General features: G+C 75.0%; 15 protein-coding genes. 12 read left to right on the top strand and 3 right to left on the bottom strand.

Annotated elements, in window-relative coordinates; genetic code table 11:
• Window positions 1-96 precede the first annotated feature (96 nt).
• The 10 genes from AC060K_RS12990 (at window position 97) to AC060K_RS12945 (ending at window position 16627) form a co-directional block, all read left to right on the top strand.
• Window positions 97-1830, top strand: coding sequence for a GTPase (locus AC060K_RS12990; protein WP_483765815.1), 1734 nt, complete (start codon window positions 97-99; stop codon window positions 1828-1830).
• A complete protein-coding gene (locus AC060K_RS12985; protein WP_483765814.1) occupies window positions 1827-3407 on the top strand; it encodes a GTP-binding protein in 1581 nt (526 codons plus the stop codon). Before AC060K_RS12990 ends, AC060K_RS12985 begins: the two co-directional genes overlap by 4 nt.
• Before the next feature lie 53 nt (window positions 3408-3460).
• Window positions 3461-4120 carry a single-stranded DNA-binding protein gene (locus AC060K_RS12980; protein ID WP_483765813.1) on the top strand — a complete coding sequence of 220 codons (660 nt, stop codon included), beginning with the start codon at window positions 3461-3463 and terminating at the stop codon, window positions 4118-4120.
• Window positions 4121-4258: 138 nt separating this feature from the next.
• Window positions 4259-5941, top strand: coding sequence for an energy-dependent translational throttle protein EttA (gene ettA, locus AC060K_RS12975; RefSeq protein WP_483765812.1), 1683 nt, complete (start codon window positions 4259-4261; stop codon window positions 5939-5941).
• A 109-nt stretch (window positions 5942-6050) separates the two neighbouring features.
• The gene (locus AC060K_RS12970) at window positions 6051-7145 is read left to right on the top strand and encodes a hypothetical protein (RefSeq protein ID WP_483765811.1); all 1095 of its coding nucleotides are present in this window, start codon (window positions 6051-6053) and stop codon (window positions 7143-7145) included.
• A gap of 62 nt (window positions 7146-7207) precedes the next feature.
• Window positions 7208-9721 carry a malto-oligosyltrehalose synthase gene (gene treY / locus AC060K_RS12965; RefSeq protein ID WP_483765810.1) on the top strand — a complete coding sequence of 838 codons (2514 nt, stop codon included), beginning with the start codon at window positions 7208-7210 and terminating at the stop codon, window positions 9719-9721.
• Window positions 9714-11519, top strand: coding sequence for a malto-oligosyltrehalose trehalohydrolase (gene treZ / locus AC060K_RS12960; protein WP_483765809.1), 1806 nt, complete (start codon window positions 9714-9716; stop codon window positions 11517-11519). Before treY ends, treZ begins: the two co-directional genes overlap by 8 nt.
• A 98-nt stretch (window positions 11520-11617) precedes the next feature.
• The gene (locus AC060K_RS12955; protein WP_483765808.1) at window positions 11618-12565 is read left to right on the top strand and encodes a hypothetical protein; all 948 of its coding nucleotides are present in this window, start codon (window positions 11618-11620) and stop codon (window positions 12563-12565) included.
• An 85-nt stretch (window positions 12566-12650) separates the two neighbouring features.
• Window positions 12651-14753 carry a dynamin family protein gene (locus AC060K_RS12950; protein WP_483765807.1) on the top strand — a complete coding sequence of 701 codons (2103 nt, stop codon included), beginning with the start codon at window positions 12651-12653 and terminating at the stop codon, window positions 14751-14753.
• On the top strand, window positions 14750-16627 hold the full coding sequence (locus AC060K_RS12945; protein ID WP_483765806.1) for a GTP-binding protein HSR1: 1878 nt from the start codon (window positions 14750-14752) through the stop codon (window positions 16625-16627). The genes AC060K_RS12950 and AC060K_RS12945 overlap by 4 nt, the downstream gene beginning before the upstream one ends.
• Before the next feature lie 89 nt (window positions 16628-16716).
• Here AC060K_RS12945 and AC060K_RS12940 read toward each other — a convergent pair whose 3' ends face one another.
• Window positions 16717-17214: a hypothetical protein gene (locus AC060K_RS12940; RefSeq protein ID WP_483765805.1), complete on the bottom strand. Its 498-nt coding sequence runs from the start codon at window positions 17212-17214 to the stop codon at window positions 16717-16719.
• 119 nt (window positions 17215-17333) lie between these two features.
• Here AC060K_RS12940 and AC060K_RS12935 point away from each other — a divergent pair, with 119 nt between their 5' ends.
• A complete protein-coding gene (locus AC060K_RS12935) occupies window positions 17334-17822 on the top strand; it encodes an acyl-CoA thioesterase (protein WP_483765804.1) in 489 nt (162 codons plus the stop codon).
• Between the two features lie 45 nt (window positions 17823-17867).
• Here the strand turns inward: AC060K_RS12935 and AC060K_RS12930 are convergent, their stop codons facing one another.
• Together AC060K_RS12930 and AC060K_RS12925 are read right to left on the bottom strand one after the other, a co-directional pair.
• Window positions 17868-18761 (bottom strand): acyl-CoA thioesterase, encoded by an 894-nt coding sequence (locus AC060K_RS12930; RefSeq protein ID WP_483765866.1) that lies wholly within the window; start codon window positions 18759-18761, stop codon window positions 17868-17870.
• A 107-nt stretch (window positions 18762-18868) separates the two neighbouring features.
• Window positions 18869-19258: a globin gene (locus AC060K_RS12925; protein WP_483765803.1), complete on the bottom strand. Its 390-nt coding sequence runs from the start codon at window positions 19256-19258 to the stop codon at window positions 18869-18871.
• 124 nt (window positions 19259-19382) lie between these two features.
• Here AC060K_RS12925 and AC060K_RS12920 point away from each other — a divergent pair, with 124 nt between their 5' ends.
• On the top strand, window positions 19383-19619 hold the full coding sequence (locus tag AC060K_RS12920) for a PTS sugar transporter subunit IIB (RefSeq protein ID WP_125774944.1): 237 nt from the start codon (window positions 19383-19385) through the stop codon (window positions 19617-19619).
• Window positions 19620-19653: the final 34 nt, after the last annotated feature.

Genomic DNA, 19653 nt, shown 5'->3' with positions numbered 1-19653 from the left:
ATCACGGACGGGACTGATCCCGCAGAAACACACATCGAACCCCAGATTCCCCGCCTCCCGGTTGGCATAACCATCCGGACCTATCAGGATGAAGCCGTGAACCTGGGAACCCGCAACGCAGCCCTCGGCCGTCGTGGCGGCGTGGACCCCGACATCGCGGACCAGCTGGGCTTCACCGTCCACGACGTGGTGCGTGACCTCCGACGGGACGTCGCCGCGGCAGCGCTGCCGCTGCCGATCGACGGCTCGGAGGAGGCGGAGGCCTCTCGCAAGCGGCTCCTCGCCCAGCTCGACGAGCACCTGCTGCCCCGCCTGGCCGAGCTCTCCAGCCCCGCCATGGTGGTGGTCGCGGGCTCCACCGGTGCCGGGAAGTCCACGCTCTTCAACTCCATGCTCGGCGAGGAGGTGTCCGACGCGGGCGTGCTCCGCCCCACCACCCGGGAGCCGGTGCTCGCCGTCCACCCGCACGACGCGGAGGTGCTGAAGCCGGGCCCGGTGACGGAGCTGGCGCGCATCGTGCACCACACCCGCGTCCCGCGCGGCACGGCGCTGCTCGACGCCCCGGACCTCGACTCGTTCCTGTCGGCGAACCGCACCACCGCCCACCAGCTGCTGGAGGCGGCCGACCTGTGGCTCTTCGTCACCACGGCGGCCCGCTACGGCGACGCCCTGCCCTGGCAGGCGCTGGGCCGGGCCAAGGAACGCGGCGCGAGCGTGGCGATGGTGCTGAACCGCGTGCCCCGGGAGACGCTGACGACGGTGCGCGGCGACCTGTCCGCCCGCCTGCGCGAGCACGGCATGACGGACGTGCCGCTCTTCGTGGTCCCGGACGTCGGGCCGCACGAGGGGATGCTGGAACCCGCCCTCGTGGCGCCGGTGCTCCGCTGGCTCACGCTCCTCGCCGGCCCGGACCGCTCGCGCACCGTCATCCTGCGCACCCTCAAGGGCGCGCTCGGCGCCCTGCCCGACTGGGTCACGACCCTCGCCGACGCCGTCGAGGAGCAGGGGGACGCCGCCCGCCGGCTCCGGCACACGGTCGACATGGTGGTGCCCGACGCCGCGGGGTCGGCCCGCCGCACGGTCACGGCGGGGACCGCCGGAGGGACGTCCGTCGCGGCCCGCTGGTCCGAGCTGGTCAGCACCGCGGCCCTGGAGCGGGTGGTCGTCAAGGACGGGGTCGCCCGCAGCAGCCGCCGGGCCGGCCGCGCCCGGGAGCAGGCGCTCGGCGGCCTCCGGACCGAGGTCGAGGCGGCGGCGGAGCGCGCGCTGGTGGCCGCCTCGGCACGCGCCGAGGAGCGGCTGCGCGCGGCGCTCGCGGGCCCGGGAGCGCCTCCCGGCGGGTCGGCGGTGGTGCCGCCCGGCAGGGAGCGCGGCGCACGGCGCGAGGTCTGGGCCAAGGGTTCGGTGGGCGAGTGGTCCCGGCTCGCTGACGACGTCGCGGCAGCCCTGGGCGCTCCGCCCGCCCCGGGAGCGGCGAACGACGTCGCGGGCGACGAGCACTCGAACGGCTACGTCCACCAGGTCCCCGACCTGGACGCGGCTCCCCGGGCCGAGGGCGCGCGCAAGGCGTTCGGAGAGTCCGGGCTGGCCGCGCTGCTGCTCGCCGCCGCGGTGGGCAACGCGGACGCCGAGCGCCTCCTGGACCGTGTGCTGGGCGACACCGCGGCCGACGCGGTGGCTGCTCTGCGGGGTGATCTGGCCGACAGAGCCGCCGCTGCGGTTGCGGAAGAGGCCCGTTCTGTCCAGAGTGCCCTTGAGGTCCCCGCCCTCGCCGACGACGCGGCCGCACCGCTGCGTGTTCGGCTCGCCGAGCTGAGGAGGCTGACATGACCAGCCAGGACGCCATCCTTCGCGCACGCACCGAGGACCTGGCCAGAGCCCTGCAGATCGCGGGCTCCCGCCTCGACGACGGCGTGTTCGGACGGGTGGCGACGGCGGTCGCGAGCGTGCGTGAGCGCCTGGTGCTCGGCGTGGACCACACGGTGGTGGCGCTCGCGGGCGGCACCGGGTCCGGCAAGTCGAGCCTGTTCAACAAGATCTCCCGGCTGACCTTCGCCGACGTGGGGGTCAAGCGGCCCACCACAGCGAAGGTCACCGCCTGCGCGTGGAGCGACGGGGCGACGGAGCTCCTCGACTGGCTCGGCGTGGAGCGCGAGCGGCGGATCACCCGGGCGGGCGAGCTCGACGCCGTGGGCGAGGAGTCGCTGGCGGGACTCGTGCTCCTGGACCTCCCCGACCACGACTCGGTGGCGCCGGGGCACCGCGAGATCGTGGACCGGGTGCTTCCGCTGGTCGACCTGCTCGTCTGGGTGGTGGACCCGCAGAAGTATGCCGACGACGCGCTGCACTCCGGCTACCTGCGTGACTCCGTGGGCCTCGAGGCCTCGATGGTCGTGGCGCTCAACCAGGTCGACACCGTCCCGACGGGCCAGCGCGAGACCCTCCTGGGCGACGTGCACCGTCTGCTGCGCGACGACGGGCTCGAGGGCGTGCCCGTCCTGCCGGTGTCCGCGCGGACGGGCGCGGGCCTGGACGACCTGCGCGAGCTCCTCGAGCGTGTCGTGGCGCGCCGGTCGGTGGCGGCCGGGCGGGCGGCGGGCGAGATCGACGCGGCGGCGCGGCTGCTGCTCGGCGAGACGCCTGCCGAGGTGCCCTGGCACACGGACGCGGCGGTCGAGCGTGAGGTGGACGCCCTCGCGGAGGCCGCCGGGCTCGACGCGGTGGCACGGCAGGTGGGGGCCGCCGTGCGGAACGGCTACGGCCGCCCGGAGTTCCCGAGCCCGGACCCCGACGCGATCGCCTTGTCGCGGTCCCGGTGGCTCACCGCCGCGGGCGAGGCCCTGAAGCCCGGGTGGCAGCGGTCGCTCGCGGAGTCCGTCGCGAGCGCCGAGACGATCGGCGGGCACGTCGCCGCGGCCCTGCGGGGGGTCGCGCTCGACACGCGTGGTCCGGCGTCGGCCCCGGTCACCAAGCGGCTCGCGATCGTGGTGGCGGGGCTCGCCGTGCTCTTCGGGGTGCTGACGGTGCTCGCGGCCACCGGGGTCCTGCTGGTCGACGACGCGCTGACGACGGTCCTCGGGGTCGTCGCCGTCGTGGCGGCGGTGGCCGCGCTCGTGCTGTTCGTGGTGCGGCTGCAGGTGCGCCGCACCCTGGCGCGGCGCCGCGAGCAGGCGGTCCTGGCGACCGGTCACGCGGCGGTGGCGCGCGTGCTCGCCAAGACGCTCGGCGAACCGACGCAGCGCCTGCTCGACGAGCACCGCCAGGTGCGTGAGCTGGCACAGGCCGCACGCGACGACAGCCCCTCCGCACCGCTGGAGCTGGCTCCGAGGCCGACCACAGGGGCCCATCTGGCAGTTCCGTCCCCAGGCACCGTCTCCCTCCCTGCGGAGCGCGTGCTCCGTCCCTGAGGCTGGGACCGGACGGCCGGCGGGAAGCGCGGGCCCGGACCCAGGGGGTACAGATGAGCGACGTGATGGTGACCGTGACCGGCTATGTCGGCACCAGGCCGGTCGTGTACCGGTCGGCGGCCACGGGGGCCGAGTGGACCTCGTTCCGTGTCGGGAGCACGCGGCGCGTGATCAACCGCGCCACGGGGGAGTGGGCCGACGGCCCGACCATCTGGTTCACGGTCAAGGCGTGGCGGGAGGCCGGCCGCAACGTGGCCGGGTCCATCGACAAGGGTGACCCGGTCCTGGTGCACGGGCGCCTCGCGGTCGAGCAGTGGGAGGGCCCCGACAACCAGCAGCGCACCACCCTCGTGGTGCTGGCCTCGTCCGTCGGCCCCGACGTCACGCGTGGCACGGCGCGCTTCACGCGCATCGTCACCACGCAGGCCCCGGCCCCGGACGGCGCGCTGCCCGACGACGGCGCGGCCGCCCGCGGCGTCCAGGTCACCGTGGTCGGGGGCCCGGCAGGCAGCGGGCTCACCGAGGGGCAGGACGGCTCGGCGGACCCGTGGCGGGTGGACGGCGCGGGCGAGCCCGCCGACCTCGGGGAGGACGCGGGCGAGGTCGGTGGAGACCTGCCCGACGCCGCTGACGCCACCGGCGGTGACGAGGACGACAGCGTCGAGGGCGACGTGACCGGTCGCGCAGGGCGCGCCGGGCGGCGGACCGCGTAGGCTGGGGGACCGACGACGCCCGCCGCGCCGCGGCGGCCGCCGGCACCGCGTCACTCGTGACCGCGGTGCACGGAATCCGTGCCGCGGGCGCGGCGGGCGATACCGACCTCCTCCCCAGTGAACGGTGGATCACAGGCAGTGGCTGAGTTCATCTACTCCATGTACAAGGCGCGCAAGGCGCACGGCGACAAGGTCATCCTCGACGACGTGTCGCTCAACTTCTTGCCCGGCGCCAAGATCGGCGTCGTCGGCCCCAACGGCGCCGGCAAGTCGACGATCCTGAAGATCATGGCGGGCCTGGACCAGCCGTCGAACGGCGAGGCCCGCCTGTCCCCGGGCTACTCGGTGGGCATCCTGCTGCAGGAGCCGCCGCTGAACGAGGAGAAGACCGTCCTCGGCAACGTCGAGGAAGGCGTCGCGGAGATCAAGGGCAAGCTCGACCGCTTCAACGAGATCTCGGCGCTGATGGCCGAGCCGGACGCCGACTTCGACACGCTCCTCGCGGAGATGGGCACCCTCCAGGAGGCCATCGACGCGGCCGACGCCTGGGACCTCGACACCCAGCTCGAGCAGGCCATGGACGCGCTCCGCTGCCCGCCGCCGGACGCCGACGTGAGCGTCCTCTCCGGTGGTGAGCGCCGCCGGGTCGCGCTGTGCAAGCTCCTGCTGCAGAAGCCCGACCTGCTGCTCCTCGACGAGCCCACCAACCACCTGGACGCCGAGTCGGTGCTCTGGCTGGAGCAGCACCTGTCGTCGTACGCCGGCGCCATCCTGGCCGTCACCCACGACCGGTACTTCCTCGACCACGTCGCGGAGTGGATCTGCGAGGTCGACCGTGGCCGCCTGTACCCGTACGAGGGCAACTACTCGACCTACCTCGAGAAGAAGGGCGAGCGTCTCCAGGTCCAGGGCAAGAAGGACGCCAAGCTCGCGAAGCGCCTCAAGGAGGAGCTCGAGTGGGTGCGGTCCAACGCCAAGGGCCGCCAGGTGAAGTCGAAGGCACGTCTCGCTCGCTACGAGGAGATGGCCGCCGAGGCGGAGCGCACGCGCAAGCTCGACTTCGAGGAGATCCAGATCCCGGCCGGCCCGCGTCTGGGCTCGCTGGTGCTGGAGGCCAAGAACCTGCAGAAGGGCTTCGGCGACCGCCAGCTCATCGACGGGCTCACGTTCACGCTGCCGCGCAACGGCATCGTGGGCGTCATCGGCCCCAACGGCGTCGGCAAGACCACGCTCTTCAAGACGATCGTCGGCCTCGAGCCGCTCGACGGCGGCGAGCTGAAGGTCGGCGAGACGGTGTCGATCTCGTACGTCGACCAGTCGCGTGGCGGCATCGACCCCAAGAAGACGCTGTGGGAGGTCGTGTCCGACGGGCTCGACTTCATCAAGGTGGGCAACGTCGAGATCCCGTCGCGCGCGTACGTCGCGTCCTTCGGTTTCAAGGGTCCCGACCAGCAGAAGCCGGCCGGGGTGCTGTCCGGTGGTGAGCGCAACCGCCTGAACCTGGCGCTGACGCTCAAGCAGGGCGGCAACCTGCTGCTCCTCGACGAGCCCACCAATGACCTCGACGTGGAGACCCTGGGCTCCCTGGAGAACGCGCTGCTCGAGTTCCCCGGCTGCGCCGTGGTGGTCTCCCACGACCGGTGGTTCCTCGACCGCGTCGCCACGCACATCCTCGCGTACGAGGGCACCGAGGAGAACCCGGCGAACTGGTACTGGTTCGAGGGCAACTTCGCCTCGTACGAGGAGAACAAGATCGAGCGGCTCGGCGCCGACGCGGCCCGCCCGCACCGCGTGACGTACCGCAAGCTCACGCGCGACTGACCCTCCCGCTCCGGCGTCCCGCTCCGGGTACGCGAATGGTCGCCCTCCGGCACCGGAGGGCGACCATTCGCGTACCCACAGCGAGGAGGCGTGTGCCAGCATGCAGGCCATGACCCGTGTGCGTCCTACCTGGTCCGACCTGCCCGAACACGTCCGGACGGCCGTCGAGGCGCGGCTCGGCTCCCGGGTGACCGGCTGGACCAGCCACGACGGCGGCTACTCCCCGGGCCTCGCCTCGACGCTGCGCACCGCCGACGGGCCCGTCTTCGTCAAGGCGGTCGCCACGTCGCACGAGGTGGCGACCCGGCTCTACCGCGACGAGGCCGAGCGGGCGGCCTCGCTGCCCGACGGCGTCCCGGCGCCGCGGCTCCGCTGGCACCTGGAGGTCCCGGGCTCCGCCCCCCAGCACCGTTGCGGGTATGGCTGTGGCGACAATCCGGCCGCGAATTCACGCCACATCCATACCCACAGCGAGGTGACCCACAGCGAAGGGGGCGACACCGCCTGGGTCGCCCTCGCGTTCGACGCGGTCGAGGGTCGCCCGCCCCGGACCGAGCCGTGGGACGCCGACGACCTCGCCGAGGTGCAGCGACTGGCCCACCGCATCGCGGAGCACAGGGTCTCCGCGGGCGGCGCCATCCCGGAGTTCCCCGCAGCCTGGGCGGACGTCGCACTCCTCGCCGACGAGCGACCGGCAGGTCTCGCCACCTTCGACCCGTGGTTCGCGGCGAACCTCGACCGGATCGCCGACCTGGCGGCACCCGCCCGGCAGGCCGAGGCATTCAGCGGCCCGCACCTGGTCCACGGCGACCTCCGGGGCGACAACGCCGTCCTGCTCGGGATCCCCGCCCACCCGAGTCCGCGGGGAGGCGCGGCGGTGCACCCGGCCGCGGGACCGGCGTCGGGCAGCGTGGCGGTGGACTGGCCCTACGCCGTACGCGGCGCCGCCTTCCTGGACCAGACGGGCATGCTCCCGGCCGTGCGGGCGGAGGGCGGCCCGCTGCCCGAGGAGGTGCTGGCCCGGCACCCCCTGCCCCCGGGGACCGAGCCGGAGGCGCTGACCTGCTGGGTCGCGGTCCTCGCGGCGTACTTCGTCCGCGGCTCTCTCCAGCCACCGCCGCCGGGCATCCCGCACCTGCGCGCGTTCCAGCGGGTGCAGGCGGAGACGGCCATCCCGTGGCTGCGCCGGCGGCTCGGCCGGTGAGGCGGGGCGTGGGACAGCGCCGTGTCCTGCGGGGTCGCCGGGACCGTGTGAGCCTGGGGGCCATGCACCCGCACCTGCCTGGCCCCGGCCGCCGCACCCCGGTGAGCACCTACCGGCTCCAGCTCGGACCCGACCTCGGGTTCGCGGACGTCGAGAAGGCGCTGCCGTACCTGGAGACGCTCGGCGTCACGGACCTCTACCTCTCGCCCGTGCTGCAGGGCGCACCGGGCTCCACGCACGGGTACGACGTGGTGGACCACACGCGGATCAGCGAGGAGCTGGGCGGCCGCGGGGGCCTCGAGGCGCTCGCGGCCACCGCCCACGGGCGCGGGATGGGCGTGGTGGTCGACGTGGTGCCCAACCACATGGCCGTCCCGACCCCGGCCTGGCACAACCGGGCGCTGTGGTCGGTGCTGCGTCATGGCCCGGCGTCGCCGTTCGCCCGGTGGTTCGACGTGGACCCCGACGACCCGGAGGGCCTGCTCATGCCGGTGCTCGGGTCGCGCATCGGCACGGTCCTCGCCGCGGGCGAGCTCGTGCTGGACCGCGCGGTCATCCCCACCGAGCCCGAGGCGGGGGAGCAGGCGGTGCTCCGGTACCACGACCACGTCTTCCCGGTGCGGCCCGAGACGGAGCACCTGCCGCTCGCCGAGCTCGTGGGCCGCCAGCACTACCGGCTCGCGTACTGGCGCGTGGCCGACGAGGAGCTGAACTACCGCCGGTTCTTCGACGTGGGCACCCTCGCGGCCATCCGGGTGGAGGACCCGGACGTGTTCGACGCGACCCACGCGCTGCTGCTCGACCTGTTCCACAACGGGGTGATCGACGGGTTCCGGATCGACCACCCGGACGGTCTCGCCGACCCGCGGGGCTACCTCCGGCGGCTGCGCGACGCGACGGGCGGTGCGTGGGTGGTGGCCGAGAAGATCCTGGAGGGCGACGAGGACCTCCCGGACGACTGGCCGGTCGCCGGCACCACCGGCTACGACACCGCCTGGCGGCTGCACGCGCTCCAGGTGGACCCCGACGGCGCCGCCCCGCTCGCCGCGCTCATGGCGGCGACCACGGGGGAGCACACGGACCTGCCGACCGTGGTGGAGCAGGCCAAGCGGCAGATCGTCGAGACGTCCCTTCAGGCCGAGGTGCACCGGCTCACCTCCCTGCTCACGGAGATCTGCCACGACGACGTGCGGCTCCGCGACCACACGTACCGGTCGCTCCAGGAGTGCGTGGTGGAGCTGCTGGTCGCCTTCCCGCGCTACCGCGCGTACGTGGTGCCGGGCGAGCCCGCGCCACCGGCGGCCGAGCGCGTCCTGGCGGAGGCGGCCGACGCGGCCCGCGCCCGCCTCGACCCCGACCGGCACGACACGCTCGACGTCGTGGTCGACCTGCTGCTCGGGCGCGAGGTGGGCAGCGCGGGGCGGCAGGGCGAAGAGCGGCGGGCCGAGCTCGTGGTCCGTTTCCCGCAGGTGTGCGGGGCGGTCATGGCCAAGGGGGTCGAGGACACGGCGTACTACCGCTGGACCCACCTCGTCAGCCTGTGCGAGGTGGGCGGTGCGCCGCAGCGCTTCGGCGTGGGACCGGACGAGCTGCACGCGTTCGCGCAGAAGACCGTGACGTCGTGGCCGGCGACCCTGACGGCGGGCTCCACCCACGACACCAAGCGCGGTGAGGACGTGCGCTCGCGGATCGGTGTGCTGGCGGCGCACGCGGACGCCTGGACGGCGCTCGTCCACCGGCTGCGCGCGGCGACAGCCGAGGAGCGGCCCGCCGACCTCGACGGTCGCACCGAGAACCTGTTGTGGCAGACGCTCGCCGGGACCTGGACCCCGGCCGGCCCCGTCGAGGCCGGCCGCCTCACGGCCTACCTGGTCAAGGCCGCACGGGAGCAGAAGGCCTGGACCACCTGGACGGCGCCCGACACCGCGCGCGAGGAGGGCATGACCGGCTACGCCACCACCCTGCTCGAGCACCCCGTGGTGCGCGACGAGCTCACCGCCTGGGTGGAGCGCGTCACGCCCACGGTGCGCCGCTCGGTGCTCGCCACCAAGCTGCTGCAGCTCACGGTCCCGGGCGTGGCCGACGTCTACCAGGGCACGGAGGTGACCGGCACGTCGCTCGTGGACCCGGACAACCGGCGGCCCGTGGACCTCGCCGGGCTGGCCCGGACGCTCGCCGCGCTCGACGCGGGCCGGGCGCCCGCCGACCTGGCCGAGGAGAAGCTCGTCGTGACGGCGGCGGCCCTGCGGGTGCGGCGGGAGGTGCCCGGCGCGTTCGTCGGGCCCGACGCCGGGTACGCGCCCCTCCCGGTCACGACCGGGCGGGCCGTGGCGTTCGCGCGCACGGAGGCGGGGGCGCCGCGGGTGGTCGTGGTCGCCACGCGGTTGTCCGACGGCGGCGCCTCCGACGGCGGCGCCTCCGGCCGCGTCGCCGCCGACGCGACGGTCGTGCTGCCCGAGGGCCGCTGGCGCGGGCGGCTCGCCCCGGGGCTGCACGACGGCGGTGCCGTGGTCCTGGGCGACCTGCTGGGCTCCTGGCCGGTCGCGCTCCTGGTGGCGGAGCCGGCCGATGGCTGAGCACGTGCGCGTGTGGGCGCCGTCGGCCAGGGCCGTGGACCTGGTGCTGCCGACGGGTGGCGGCCCCGGCTCCCACGCCGCCCGGGCTCCGATGACCGCCGAGACCGGCGGCTGGTGGCGCAGCCCCGACCCGCTGACGCCCGGGACGGACTACGCGTTCTCGCTCGACGGCGGCCCAGCGCGGCCCGACCCGCGCAGCCCCTGGCAGCCCGGCGGCGTGCACGGCCCGTCCCGCACGTTCGACGCTTCGGCACACCGCTGGAGCGACTCGGCCTGGTCGGGCAGGTCCGTGCTCGGCGCCGTGGTGTACGAGCTGCACGTCGGCACGTTCACGCCCGAAGGCACCCTCGACGCGGCCGTGGCCCGCCTGGACCACCTCGTCGACCTCGGCGTGGACCTCGTGGAGCTCATGCCGGTCGCCGCGTTCCCGGGCCGGCACGGCTGGGGGTACGACGGCGTCGCGCTGTGGGCGGTGCACGAGCCGTACGGCGGGCCGGCGGCGCTGCAGCGGTTCGTCGACGCCGCCCATGCCCGGGGGCTCGGCGTGTGCCTCGACGTGGTCTACAACCACCTGGGGCCGTCGGGGAACTACCTGGGCGAGTTCGGCCCGTACTTCACGGAGAAGCACCGCACCCCGTGGGGCGCGGCGGTGAACCTCGACGACGAGGGCTCCGCGGAGGTGCGGGCCTTCGTGGTCGGCAACGCGCTGCGCTGGCTGCGGGACTTCCACGTGGACGCGCTCCGGCTCGACGCCGTCCACGCGCTCGTCGACGACTCGGAGCGGCACGTGCTCGCCGAGCTGGCCGACGCCGTGGCCACGCTCGAGCGGGACGTGGGCCGCCCGCTGTCGCTGGTGGCGGAGTCGGACCTCAACGACGCGCGGATGGTCACGCCCACGGACGAGACCTTCGACGGCCGCCCCGGCCTGGGCATGACGGCCCAGTGGGACGACGACCTGCACCACGCCCTGCACGCTCTCCTCACGCGGGAGAGGCAGGGCTACTACGTGGACTTCGGCGCCCCGGAGACGCTGGCCAAGGCGGTGACGGAGGTCTTCGTGCACGACGGCGGCCTGTCCACCTTCCGCGGCCGGCCCTGGGGCGCGCCGGTCCCCGAGGACGTGGACGGGCACCGCTTCGTGGTCTTCTCGCAGGACCACGACCAGGTGGGCAACCGTGCGCTCGGCGACCGGCCGTCGCGCGTGCTGCCGGGCGGCCTGCTCGCCGCGAGCGCCGCCCTGGTGCTGCTGGGCCCGGGCACGCCGATGCTGTTCATGGGGGAGGAGTGGGGCGCCACGACGCCGTTCTGCTACTTCACCGACCACGAGGAGCCGGAGCTGGCGGAGGCGGTGCGCGCCGGACGGGCGGAGGAGTTCGGTACGCACGGGTGGGCGGAGCTGTACGGCCACGAGGTCGAGGTTCCGGACCCGCAGTCGGAGGAGACGTTCGCCGCGTCGCGCCTGGACTGGTCCGAGCGTGAGGCCCCCGAGCACGCCCGGCTCCTGGGCTTCTACCGGAACCTGGTGGGGCTGCGGCGCTCTGCGGCGGAGGTGGCCTCGGGCGACCGGCGGGCCACCACGGTACGGACAGGCGACGGGTGGGTGGTCATGACGCGCGGTGGCGCGCGGGCCGTGCACGTGGTCGTGGCGCTGTCCGACGGCGCCGCGGTGCCGCTGGACCTGCCGGCCGGTGCGTCCGAGCCCGAGACGCTGCTCGCCTGGGAGGCGGTGCGCTACGACCCGGAAGGCGGGACGGTGACCCTGCCCGGCCCCGGCACAGCGGTGCTCCGCGCGGGCTGACCTGGTGGTCGAGCCCGCCGAGAATCCTCGGCTGATCCGGCCGCGCCCGGACTGAGGCGGTTTGCCCCGCACGTCGCGGATCCGCCATCATGCCCGGCATGAACGCACAGCCACGGCCCGGTTGGCTGGACATGCCGCTCGCTGTGCGCGCGCGGATCGCGGAGCGGCTCGGTGGCCGGGTGACGGCCTGGAGCAACCGCGAGTCCGGCATGATGGCCGGCTATGCCCTCCAGGTGCAGACGCTCGACGGCCAGCTGTTCATCAAGGCCGCCAGCGGCGAGGACCCGCTGACCCAGCAGATGTACCGGCGGGAGGCGGCGGTGGCGCAGGTGCTCCCCGAGGGGACGCCCGCGCCGGACTTCCGGTGGGTGGTCGACGAGGACTTCGGCCCGTACGGCCCCTGGGTCATCATCGGGTACGGGATGCGCCCGGTCCGGATGGCGCGCGAGCCGTGGGACCTCGAGGACATCGCCGGGGCGGTGCGGGTCGCGCGTGCTGCGGCCGACATCGAGTCGCCGGGCGGCCCGGAGCTGCCCCCGGTCGCGACGCTGATGCCGCCCGACTCCTGGGTCGACCTCCTGGACCGGATGCCGCCCGGCCTCTCGGAGTACACCACCTGGCTGACGGGGCGGATGGACTACCTGGCGGACCTCGCGACGGGGGCGTCGGAGGCGATGCAGGGGACCAGGCTGGTGCACGGGACGCTCCGCCGCCCGACGGTCCTCCTCCCGTCCCTCCCCGGCACGGAGGGCATGGCGGTGGACTGGATCCGCGCCGGCACGGGGGCGCCGTTCGTCGACCTCGTGACCCTGCTGCGCTTCGTGCACGCCGAGGGCGGCCCGCCGCCGGACGCGCTGCTGACGCTCCACCCGCTGCCGCCGGGCACCGACGACGACGCCGTCAACGCCTACCTCGCTGCGCTCGCGGGCTACCTCGTCCGCGACTCGCTGGAGCCGCCACCGCCCACCATCCCCTTCCTGCGGTCGCTGCAGCGGGAGCAGGCGCACGTGGTGATCGAGTGGCTCCGGCGCCGGCTGGGGCACTGATCGTCAGGGCTCGGCATGGTGCCTGGGGCACCATCGTGGGAGGTCACCCGGGCGGCGACCCGTCGCCTGCGGCAGACTGAGCCGCATGACCGCGAGGCCCGACGACGTCCCGCCGCCCCCGCCGCCCGCGCACGTCGACGGGGGCGACGCTCTCGTGGACGCGCTCGAGCTGCTGCGCGCCCGGCTGGCGGCGCTGCGCCTGCCCCTGGAGTCCACCGGCGCCGACGGCGCGCGCGCGGACCAGGCGCGCTCCCTCGACCAGCTCGACGACTACCTCCTTCCGCGGCTGCGGTCCCGGCGCGCGCCGCTGCTCGTCGTGGTCGGCGGTTCCACCGGCGCAGGCAAGTCCACTCTCGTGAACTCGGTGCTGGGTGAGCGTGTCAGCCTGCCGGGCGTGCTGCGGCCCACCACGCGGGCCCCCGTGCTGGTGCACCACCCGCTGGACGAGCGGTGGTTCTCGACCGACCGCGTGCTCCCGGGCCTGGCGCGCACCTCGGGCTCCCCGGGCACGGCGAGCGCGCCCCCGGCGACGGCGCCCGGGGGAGCCGCGCCGTCGTCGGGCCGCACGGGGGGCGATCTGCCGCCCACCCGGACCCTGCGCCTCACGGCGAGCGAAGCGCTGCCGCGGGGGCTGGCGCTGCTGGACGCCCCGGACATCGACTCCGTCGAGACGGCGAACCGCGAGCTGGCCGCGCAGCTGCTCGGCGCGGCCGACCTGTGGCTGTTCGTCACCACCGCGGCCCGCTACGCGGACGCGGTGCCGTGGGACCTCCTCAAGCAGGCGTCGGCGCGCACGGCGCAGGTGGCGATGGTGCTCGACCGGGTGGACCCCGGCGCGGAGGCCACCGCCGACGACCTGCGCGGCATGATGGCGGAGCACGGGCTCGGCGAGGCGCCGCTGTTCGTGGTGCCCGAGGCGGAACTCACCGGCGGCTTCCTGCCGGAGACCGCGGTGGCTGAGATCTCCCGGTGGCTCACCGGGCTGGGCGGCGACGCGGGCGCGCGCGAACGGGTCATCGTGGCCACGCGCGACGGCGTGGTGCACGACCTCGTGCGCCGGTCCGAGCACCTGGCCGACGCCGCCGACGCCCAGGAGGCCGCCGACGCCCGCCTGCGCCTCGTGGTGGAGCGCGCCTACGCGGACGCGGTGTCGCACGTCCAGGCCGCGACGTCGGACGGCGCGCTCCTGCGCGGCGAGGTGCTGGCCCGGTGGCAGGACTTCGTGGGCACCGGCGAGTTCTACCGGGCCGTCGAGGAGGGGATCGGACGGTTCCGCGACGCGATGAGCGCCTTCTTCCGGGGCAAGCCCCGGCAGGTGCCGCAGGTGGAGCAGGCGATCGCCCACGGCCTGGAGTCCGTGGTGCTCGACGCCGCCGAGGAGGCCGCCGAGCGCTCCTTCCAGGCGTGGCGCGGCGACGCGGCCGGGGCGCCGCTGCTCGAAGGGCTCGGGCTCTCGCGCGTGCCCGCGTCGCTGCGTGCCGAGGTGGGCGAGCAGATCCGCGGCTGGCAGGGCGACATCCTCCAGCTCGTCAGCGAGCAGGGGGCCGCCAAGCGGGGCACGGCGCGGGCGCTGTCGTTCGGCATGAATGGCCTGGGCGTGGCGCTCATGGTCTTCGTGTTCGCCTCCACGGGCGGGCTCACGGGCGTCGAGGTGGGTATCGCGGGCGGCACGGCCGTTCTGGCCCAGCGGCTGCTCGAGGCGGTGTTCGGCGAGGACGCCGTGCGCCGTCTCGCCGTCCAGGCCCGCGAGCGCCTCCGCGCGCGCGTGCAGGCGGTGATGGACGGCCAGGCCGCCCGGTTCACGGCGCAGCTGGACGCCCTGGGCACCGATGCGGCGGGCGGCTCCGGCCTGCGGGCCGCGGCCCGTGAGGTCGAGGCGGCGGCGGAGCTCGAGCGCGCGTCGCGGGCGCCCGTGGCCGACGACGTCCCGGTGCTCGCGGGTGCACCGGTCCACCCCCTGCGCGGGGCGGGGCCCGGCGGGCCGGCGGGGTCGCCGCGCGGCTCCGGGGACGGCGGGGTCGCCGTCGAGGCTGCGGCCGAGCGCCGGCCGGGGTTCTGGAAGCGGCTGTTCGGTCTGGGCGACGAGCCCGCGCCGGAGCGGGCTGGCGCGCCGCGGGTTGTCGCGCCGCCGGCTGGCGCGCCGGAGGGTGACCGTCCGGCGGCCGACCGCCCGGAGGGCGAGCAGTGAGCCGGCTCGACCTCGGTGAGCGCACCTCCGCCCTGGAGACCGCCGCCGACGAGGGCGAGGGCCGCCTCGACCCGGGGCTGCTGGGGGAGGTGCGCGCGGTCGTGACCCGGGCCCGCGAGCGCGGCGGGCTGTCGGCGGAGCACACGGTCGTGGCGCTCGCCGGGGCAACGGGTTCCGGCAAGTCGTCCGTGTTCAACGCGGTCGTCGGCCGCGAGGTGGCGGTGCCGGGCGTCCGGCGTCCGACGACGTCGCACGCCCTCGCCGCCGTCTGGGGTGACGGGGCGGACCCGCTGCTCGACTGGCTGGAGGTGCCGCGCCGTCACCTCATGGCGGCGGGCGAGGTGGAGGACCACCCCGAGACAGTGACCTCGTCCGACGAGCTCACTGTCCCGGCGGGTCCCGGCCCGCGAGACAGTGAGCTCGTCGGACGAAGTCACTCTCTCGGCGAGCAGGTGGGGCCCGGCGAGCACGGCGGTGAGCACCGGGAGCACCGGGGGCTGCGCGGGCTGTTCCGCCGTCGGACCCCGGCGGGCGACGTGAGCGGGCTCGTCCTGCTGGACCTGCCCGACCACGACTCCGTCGTGACGGACCACCGGGTGCGCGCCGAGCGGCTGGTGGAGCGCGCGGATCTGCTCGTGTGGGTGGTCGACCCGCAGAAGTACGCGGACGCCGCCCTGCACGAGGGGTTCCTGCGCCCGCTGGCCGGGCGGAGCGACGTGGTGGTCGTGGCGCTGAACCAGGTGGACCGGCTCTCCGCCGCGGAGCTGCAGGCGATGCTCGCGGACCTGCGGAGGCTCGTCGCCGACGACGGGCTGTCCGGAGCGCGGGTGCTGGCGGTGTCGGCGAAGACGGGTCAGGGGATCGAGGAGCTGCGCGGCCTGCTGGCCGATGCGGCGGCCCGGCGGGAGGCCGCGACGGCGCGGCTCGCGGCCGACGAGCGGGCGGTGGCGGCGCGGGTCGTGTCGGCGTGCGGCCCGCCGCCGCCGGCGCGGGCCGGGGAGCGGGCCCGCACGGCCCTGCTCGTGGCCCTGGAGGACGCCGCCGGGGTGGCGACGGTCGTGGAGGCGGTCCGCGCGTCGGCCCGCCGTGACGCGCACGCGGCGACCGGCTGGCCGGTGACGCGATGGATCGGTCAGCTGCGGCGCGATCCGCTGCGACGGCTGGGCCTGCGGACGGGCGACCGCGGCCGGAGGGCCCCCGCCGACCGGCCGGACCTGGTGCGGACGTCCCTGCCGTCGGCGAGGCCGGCGGTGCGCTCGACGGCGTCGTCAGCCGTGCGGCGCTACGTCCAGGACGTGACCGACGGCGTCGCCGACACGTGGGTGCTCGCCGCCCGCGAGCGTGCCCAGTCGGCGATCGACGACCTGCCGGACGCCCTGGACCAGGCCGTGGCGACCACCCGGCTGGCCTCCGCCCGCCGCCCGCTCTGGTGGCGGGCAGTCAACGCGCTGCAGTGGTTCCTGCTGGCGGTGGTCGTCGCGGGCCTCGTGTGGCTGGCGGTCCTGTTCGGGTTCGCGTACCTGCAGCTCCCGGCCCCGCCCACGCCCGTCTGGACGGTGCCGTTGTGGACCACCGGCGAGGACGTGGTGTTCCCCGGGGCGTCACCGGGCGACGGCGACGGTGCGGGCGTGGACCCGTTCCGCATTCCCTGGCCCACGCTCATGGTGCTCGGCGGGGTGCTCCTCGGGATCCTGGTCGCCCTCGTGAGCCGGGTGGCCGCCGCTGTCGGGGCGCGCCGGCGCGCGGCCGCCGCCCGCAGGCGGCTGCGCGAGTCGGTGGCCGACGTGGCGGACCGGCTCGTGCGGCAGCCCGTCGGTGAGGAGCTCGCCGCGCTGGGCCGCTGCCGCACGGCGGCGGCGACAGCGGCGTCGTAGCGCGACGCCGCGCGCGTCACGACCAGGCGATCAGGCCCGGAAAAGTGGCCAGAACGGGGCCTGATCGCCTGATCGCGGTCGCGGTCGCGTCAGGAGGTCGACTCTGTGTAGGGCTCGAGACCGAGCGCGCCGCGGACGGCGTTCGCCTCCTCGCCGCCCAGCGCCGCAGCCGACCGCACGGCGGCGCTCAGGTCCTCCGGGGTGGCGGCAGCGGCGGCCTGCTCCCAGGCGGGCACGGCCTGCTCCGCCGCGGCGACGAGCGCGTCGACCTGCGGCTGCACGTCCTCGGGCCACGTCGTGGCGCGCAGGCCCTCGATCTCGGCGCGCAGCGCACCGGCGGTGGCGCCCGCGAGGCCGGCCTGCTCCTCCAGCGATCGGCCCTCGTTGACGGCTGTCTCCAGCGCCTCGAGCACCTCGTTGTACGGCTGGACCATCTCGGTGAACCGCTGGGCGGCCTCCTCCTTGGTCAGGGCCGCAGCGGAGGCGGTGGCGGACGTCCCGGGCGCGCTCCCCTCCGACGTGCCCACCAGCGAGCACCCCGACAGGGCCAGCGTGATCAGAACCCCACCCGCGACGATGCGGTGCATTGCTTCTCCTGACGTCCGGAACCGGATGAACCAGTCGCGGAACGTAGCACAAGGGGGTGAGCCGGTCGCCCCTGCCTGAACGTTTAAGTTCGCCCGGTCACGTGGGCGAGGATGAGTGCATGCGTCTGCACATCCCTGTGTCCCTCCGCTGGTCCGACCTCGACGCGTACCAGCACGTCAACAACGTCGAGATGTTCGGCCTGCTGCAGGAGGCGCGCATCACCGCCTTCTGGAAGCACGACGACGCGGAGGAGCCGTGGCCTACCGCCGTGATCGAGACCGGCCCCGGCGCGCCGAGCCACACGTTCGTGGCACACCAGGAGATCGAGTACCTCCGGCCGCTCGCGTACACGCGCACCCCGGTGCGGGTCGAGCTGTGGATCGGCAAGATCGGCGGCGCCAGCCTCGACGTCTGCTACGAGCTGCACGACGGCGCCCACCGCTTCGAGCGCGTCGCCCTGAGCACGGGGGAGGAGCCCTACGTGCGCGCCGTGACGACCATCGTCCTGGTGGACGCCGTGACGGGGAAGCCGCGGCGCATCTCGGCCGAGGAGCGTGCGGCGTGGGAGGGCATCGTCGAGGAGCCCGTGAAGTTCCGTCGACGCTGACCCGGGCCTCGCGAGCGACCAGGCTCGAGGCCCGGACCGGGGCCCTCAGTCCAGCGGCAGCCGGATCATGCCCTCCTGGGCGATCGACGCCACCAGCGTGCCGTCCTCCTGGTACACGCGGGCGTGGCCGAGCGCGCGGCCGCCCTGGGCCGACGCCGCGCCCTGCACGTACAGCAGCCACTCGTCGACGCGCACGTCTCGGTGCCACCACATCGCGTGGTCGAGGCTGGCCATGGGCACGGTGCCGCCCACGTCCATCCACGACTTGCCCGCGGTGCGGAGGATGGGCTCCAGCATGACCTGGTCGCACGCGAACGCGAGGAGCGCGCGGTGCAGCAGCTGGTCCTCGCTGGCGATCGGCCGGCGGGCGCGCATCCACACCATCTGGGTGTCGGCCGGCGGGCGGCCCTCGCGCAGCGCGGCGTCGGGTCCCATGTAGAGCGAGCCGCCCACGTGGCGCAGCTCGAACGCCGACCCCTCGGCCCAGAACTTGGCGGCCGGGTGGTCGATCCCGGCGAGCTCCTCGAAGGCGGAGCGCACCTCGGAGGGGGCCGGGACGCCGTCGGGCATCGGGGAGGTGTGCTCGAAGCCCGGCTGGTCGTCCTGGAACGACGCGATCATCGACAGGATCGGCTTGCCGTGCTGGAAGGCGTGCGACCGGCGGGCGCTGAACGACCGGCCGTCGCGGAGGCGCTCCACGGCGAAGTCGATCGGCACGTCGAGCGAGCCCTCCCGGAGGAAGTAGCCGTGCAGGGAGTGGATCTGGCGTCCGTCGGGCACGGTGCGGCCGGCGGACACGATGGCCTGGGCGAGCACCTGCCCGCCGTACACGCGCCGGGCGATGCCCGGCACGCTGTCGCCGCGGAACGCGTCGTCCTCGCCCCGGGGGCCCCAGCCCTCCAGGTGGCGCAGGTCCAGCACCTCGAGCAGGCGGTCCAGCGCGTCGGACGCCGGCGGGGCCGACGCCGGAGCGAGGGCCTGGGCGTCGGCGTCGCGCGGGACCTGGGTCAGGTTGTCGGCGGGTCGGTCCACGGTCCCGGTGCTCCCTAGTCCTCGAAGGTGTTGATCATGGAGAAGGCCGCGCGCTCCAGGTAGTCCCAGAGCTGCGACTCGTGGACCGGGGCCAGGCCCAGCGTGTCCACGGCGGTCCGCATGTGGGCCAGCCACCGGTCGCGGGCGTCCGGGTTCACCTTGAACGGCGCGTGCCGCATGCGCAGACGGGGATGCCCGCGCTGCTCGGAGTAGGTGGTGGGACCGCCCCAGTACTGCTCGAGGAACAGCGTGAGGCGCTCCTTCGCGGGACCGAGGTCTGCCTCGGGGTACATGGGACGCAGCACGGGATCGTCCGCGACGCCCTCGTAGAAGACGTCCACGAGCCGCACGAAGGTCTCGTGGCCCCCGATCGCGTCGTAGAAGGATGGAGCGCTGTCTGTCACCCGGACATCTTCCCATCCGCCCGGGACTGGGTCGCCCGCCCCGCGTGGCGACGCTGCTCACCCCTTGCGCCCACCGATACGCTGGTGGGAGACCTGCAACGAAGCATCGGTTTGGAGAGAGCACATGACGAAGGCGAACCAGATCCTCGAAGCTCTCGGCGGCACGTCGAACGTCGTCGACCTGGAGCCGTGCATCACCAGGCTGCGCGTCGAGGTGAGCGACCCGGGCCTGGTCGACGAGCCCGGGCTCAAGTCGTCGGGGGCGTTCGGCGTGGTGCGCTCGGGCCGCGTCGTCCAGGTGATCGTGGGCCCGGAGGCGGACAACCTCGCGGCCGAGCTGGACGTGCTGCGAGCCTCCTGAGACGTCCTGACCGGGATCTCTTGCGCGTTTGGTG

It is taken from the genome of Antribacter sp. NEAU-D49, assembly GCF_057158775.1.
Note: the sequence above shows the minus strand (reverse complement) of the source record. Positions and strands in the feature narration are given on the sequence as shown.